Below are 3,283 nucleotides of genomic sequence, written 5' to 3' on the forward strand. Positions count from 1 at the left end.
CCTACCATACAGCCCAGAATGAGAAGTGCGGTCTTTAAGTCCGGAAACCCCCGGGCCGCAAGCACCGCCCCGGTATAGGCAAAGGGCAGGGCAAAGATGGTATGCTCGAATTTGATCATCTCCATAAGGTATTTAATCTTCAACAGCATCCTCCTGCTCCAGCAATCGTTGTTCCCGATCCCATTGGGCCTCCTCAAGGGTCCTGAACTTTTTTATCCCCCGGGGATAGCGAATCAGGGGTCGAATGACCCCGGGCCTTTTCCCGCGTAAACGAAGGAGAAAGGCGGGAAGATCCGCGGTGGCCTCCTCCAGGGTGCGGTATTTTTTGATCATAGACCCTCCCATCGCTTGAGGTCCCGGACTTCAAGGCCCAGAAACTCGGCCAGACGCTGCACGAAAAATTCTACCATCTCCTGGAGATCCTGGGGACGATGATAAAAGGCCGGCATGGCCGGATAGATGGTGGCCCCGGCCTCGGCTGCGGCCAGCATGTTTCGCAGGTGGATGAGGTTGAAAGGGGTCTCCCGCACCACCAGAACCAGGGGTTTTCTCTCCTTGAGCATGACATCCGCGGCCCGCTGCAGGAGATTCCGGGCCGCTCCATGGGCTACCGCCGAGAGGGTTCCCATGGAGCAGGGGATGATGACCATCCCCCGGTACGGAGCAGATCCGCTGGCCGGAGGGGCGGAAAGTTCGTCCTCCCGGAAGACCCTCTCCGTGAAGCGTAGTAGATCTTCGGGGGAGAGCCCGGTCTCGTGGCGCAGGACCTCCTCTGCCGCCCGGCTGATCACCACCTGGTTACCTATCCCGAGCCGTTTCAAAAGCTTGAGGAAGGCCACCGCATAGGGGGCCCCGCTGGCTCCGGTTATCCCTACCAGAAGCTTTCGTTCCATGGGCTAGGTCTTCCTCTTCCTGGCTTCCTCCCGGGCCAGGCGGTCGCAGCGTTCGTTTTCTGGATGCCCGGCATGTCCCTCCACCCATACCCATTCCACCCGGTGGGTTTTTAGCAACCGGGCGAGTTCTTCCCAGAGGTCCCGGTTCTTGACCGGCTTTTTGTCCGCGGTGCGAAAGCCGCTCCTCTCCCATCGGGGAAGCCATTGGGTGGCCCCCTGAAGGAGATACCGGGAGTCGGTGTGGATCCTCACCCGGCAGGGGCGTTTCAGGGCCCGGAGGGCCTCAATGGCGGCCCGTAGCTCCATCCGGTTGTTGGTGGTGGCCTCCTCGCCCCCGGTGATCACCCTTTCCTGCCCCCGGGCGCGGAGAAGGGCGGCAAACCCCCCGGGACCGGGATTTCCCAGACAGGCCCCGTCCACGAAGATCTCCACCTCGGGCAGGGCCTGGCCCTGGGTCAGGGCCAGATATTCCCGCACGATATCCGCTCCGGAGCTGGTCCCGATCCGTTCGGCCCCGGCCTCAATGAAACCCAGACATTGATCCAGGGTGCGTATGCCCCCCGCGGCCTTGATCCGGATGCGCCCGCCGGAGGCCTCCCGGAGAAGACGTACGTCCTCCAGTTTCGCCCCCTGCGGACCGAAACCGGTGGCGGTCTTGAGATAGGCCGCTCCGGTCTCGGGAATCCGGCGGGAAAGTTCCCTCTTTTCCGCCTCGGTGAGATAGCCGCACTCCAGGATCACTTTTACCGGGGCGGGTTCCGCGGCCCGTACCACCTCCTCCACCTCGGAAAGGACCCCGGAAAGCTCCCCGGCTTTGAGAAGGGCGAGATTCAGGACCATGTCCAGCTCCTGGGCCCCGAGATCCGTGTAAAGCTCGGCCTGAGCGACTTTTATCTCCACCGGCTCAAACCCCAGGGGAAAACCCACCACCGTGACCACCCGTACCTCGCTTCCGGAAAGACACTTCCGGGCCAACGGCACCCACACCGGAGGCACACACACCCCGACCATACCCAATTCCCGGGCCTCGGCACAGAGCCTTTCCACGTCTTTCTGGGTAGCGGTGGGTTTAAGCAGGGTGTGTTCGATATAGGGAGCGGGATTAATCGGTTTCATGCATCCTCTCCAGACACTCGAGATCGGCAAGATCCTTGGTTCTGCCAGAAAGTCTTTTCAATCTCTTGAGATCTTCAAGATCAACCACCCGCACCTCAAGTTCGTCCCAATGAAATATGCGGTGTCTTTTCCAGAGTTCCTCAAAGGGTATCTCGCTTCCCAGATGAAGATCGATTCGCCAAGGAGGATATCCCAGCTGAACAATATAGCCCTCCTCCTGTAAATCTTTTTCTGAAAGATCAGGATCCTTAAAGCCGAAATCCCTCAATGTCTTAAGTAAAGCCCTGGCATTTTTAGGGTTTAAATTGACCAAACATCCCATAATCCGGGCTACTTCCTTCTGCAGGGCAAGAAAAATACGCCAGGATTCTTCCGGCGAAAGATTCCGATAATAGGCTAAACTTTCTCTTTGGGAATTCCCGAGAGGGATCTTTTTCACCCGGGACATATTTCATCATACCCCTTGTCCGGCGGAGGCTTCAAGATATGATAGGGATATGAGGTACTATCCGGTTTTTTTGCGCCTGGAGGGCCGGCTCTGTGTGGTGGTAGGGGGCGGGGAGGTGGCGGAGCGCAAGGTGGAGGCCCTGGTTGAGGCCGGGGCCAGGGTGCGGGTCATCGCTCCGGAGGTTACGCCCCGCATAGCCCGGTGGGCCGAGGAGGGAAGAATCGAGCTCGAAAGACGCCCCTATCGCGAGGGGGATCTTTCCGGAGCCTGGCTCTGCGTGGCCGCCACCGATGACCAGGCTGTCCAGGAGGCGGTGTTTTCCGAGGCCGAAAAGAAGGGCCTCTTCTGTAACGTGGTGGATCGTCCGGAGCGGTGTTCCTTTATTGTTCCCTCGGTGATAAAGCGGGGCCGGTTGCAGCTGGCCATTTCCACCTCCGGGGCGAGTCCTGCCGCGGCCCGGAGGATTCGTGAACGTCTGGAGGAGGAATTCGGGCCGGAATGGGAGGTGTATCTCGAACTCATGGCCCGCTGGCGAGAGGAGATCATGGCCCGAGGGCTTTCCGAGGAGGAGCGCCGGGCCCTCTTCACCCGCCTGGCCCTTTCCCCCCTTCCGGAATGGATCCGAAACGGTGACTGGCACTATGTCCGGGCCCTGGCCGAAAAGGAAGGGCTCTCCCTTCCGGAACCGGTTTGTTCTCCGGTGAGCCGATGAAATCCCGCGGGTTCACCCTGATCGAGCTGGCCATCATTCTGGTAATCCTGGGGGTGCTGGTGGGTCTGGGAGCCGGGGTGGTGGGGCTTCTCATCCAGCGGGTGCACTATAATC

Annotated in this window: 6 protein-coding genes and 2 pseudogenes; 2 read left to right on the forward strand and 6 right to left on the reverse strand. The window is 60.1% G+C overall.

Annotation, left to right across the window (positions count from 1 at the left end; translation table 11 throughout):
- The 6 genes and pseudogenes from F8J34_RS09820 to F8J34_RS08360 form a co-directional block, all read right to left on the reverse strand.
- Window positions 1-149, reverse strand: a pseudogene (locus F8J34_RS09820) (4-hydroxybenzoate octaprenyltransferase); the annotation flags it as partial.
- Window positions 133-333 carry a hypothetical protein gene (locus tag F8J34_RS08345; protein WP_297058251.1) on the reverse strand — a complete coding sequence of 67 codons (201 nt, stop codon included), beginning with the start codon at window positions 331-333 and terminating at the stop codon, window positions 133-135. The gene F8J34_RS08345 and the pseudogene F8J34_RS09820, both read right to left, overlap by 17 nt.
- Complete coding sequence (locus tag F8J34_RS08350) at window positions 330-893, reverse strand: flavin prenyltransferase UbiX (protein WP_297058254.1); 564 nt, start codon at window positions 891-893, stop codon at window positions 330-332. Before F8J34_RS08350 ends, F8J34_RS08345 begins: the two co-directional genes overlap by 4 nt.
- 3 nt (window positions 894-896) lie before the next feature.
- Window positions 897-1,334, reverse strand: a complete 438-nt coding sequence (rnhA, locus tag F8J34_RS09825; RefSeq protein ID WP_363315436.1) for a ribonuclease HI — start codon at window positions 1,332-1,334, stop codon at window positions 897-899.
- Between the two features lie 48 nt (window positions 1,335-1,382).
- Window positions 1,383-2,009: pseudogene (gene deoC / locus F8J34_RS09830) on the reverse strand (deoxyribose-phosphate aldolase); the annotation flags it as partial.
- Window positions 1,996-2,331, reverse strand: a complete 336-nt coding sequence (locus F8J34_RS08360) for a hypothetical protein (protein WP_297058259.1) — start codon at window positions 2,329-2,331, stop codon at window positions 1,996-1,998. The gene F8J34_RS08360 and the pseudogene deoC, both read right to left, overlap by 14 nt.
- Window positions 2,332-2,506: 175 nt before the next feature.
- On the opposite strand from F8J34_RS08360, the gene F8J34_RS08365 reads away from it, so the two are divergent.
- A complete protein-coding gene (locus F8J34_RS08365) occupies window positions 2,507-3,169 on the forward strand; it encodes a bifunctional precorrin-2 dehydrogenase/sirohydrochlorin ferrochelatase (protein WP_297058261.1) in 663 nt (220 codons plus the stop codon).
- Window positions 3,166-3,283 (forward strand): prepilin-type N-terminal cleavage/methylation domain-containing protein (locus F8J34_RS09835; protein ID WP_363315437.1); only part of this gene is annotated, 118 nt, incomplete at its 3' end. The genes F8J34_RS08365 and F8J34_RS09835, both read left to right, overlap by 4 nt.

The sequence above is a fragment of the Thermosulfurimonas sp. genome, assembly GCF_015491435.1.
Lineage (GTDB): Bacteria > Desulfobacterota > Thermodesulfobacteria > Thermodesulfobacteriales > Thermodesulfobacteriaceae > Thermosulfurimonas_A.

Excerpts from the sequence above, each read along its gene's own strand:
- F8J34_RS08345 (WP_297058251.1), bottom strand. The coding sequence starts at position 333 with ATGATCAAAAAATACCGCACCCTGGAGGAGGCCACCGCGGATCTTCCC.
- F8J34_RS08350 (WP_297058254.1), bottom strand. The coding sequence starts at position 893 with ATGGAACGAAAGCTTCTGGTAGGGATAACCGGAGCCAGCGGGGCCCCC.
- F8J34_RS08360 (WP_297058259.1), bottom strand. The coding sequence starts at position 2,331 with ATGGGATGTTTGGTCAATTTAAACCCTAAAAATGCCAGGGCTTTACTT.
- F8J34_RS08365 (WP_297058261.1), top strand. The coding sequence starts at position 2,507 with ATGAGGTACTATCCGGTTTTTTTGCGCCTGGAGGGCCGGCTCTGTGTG.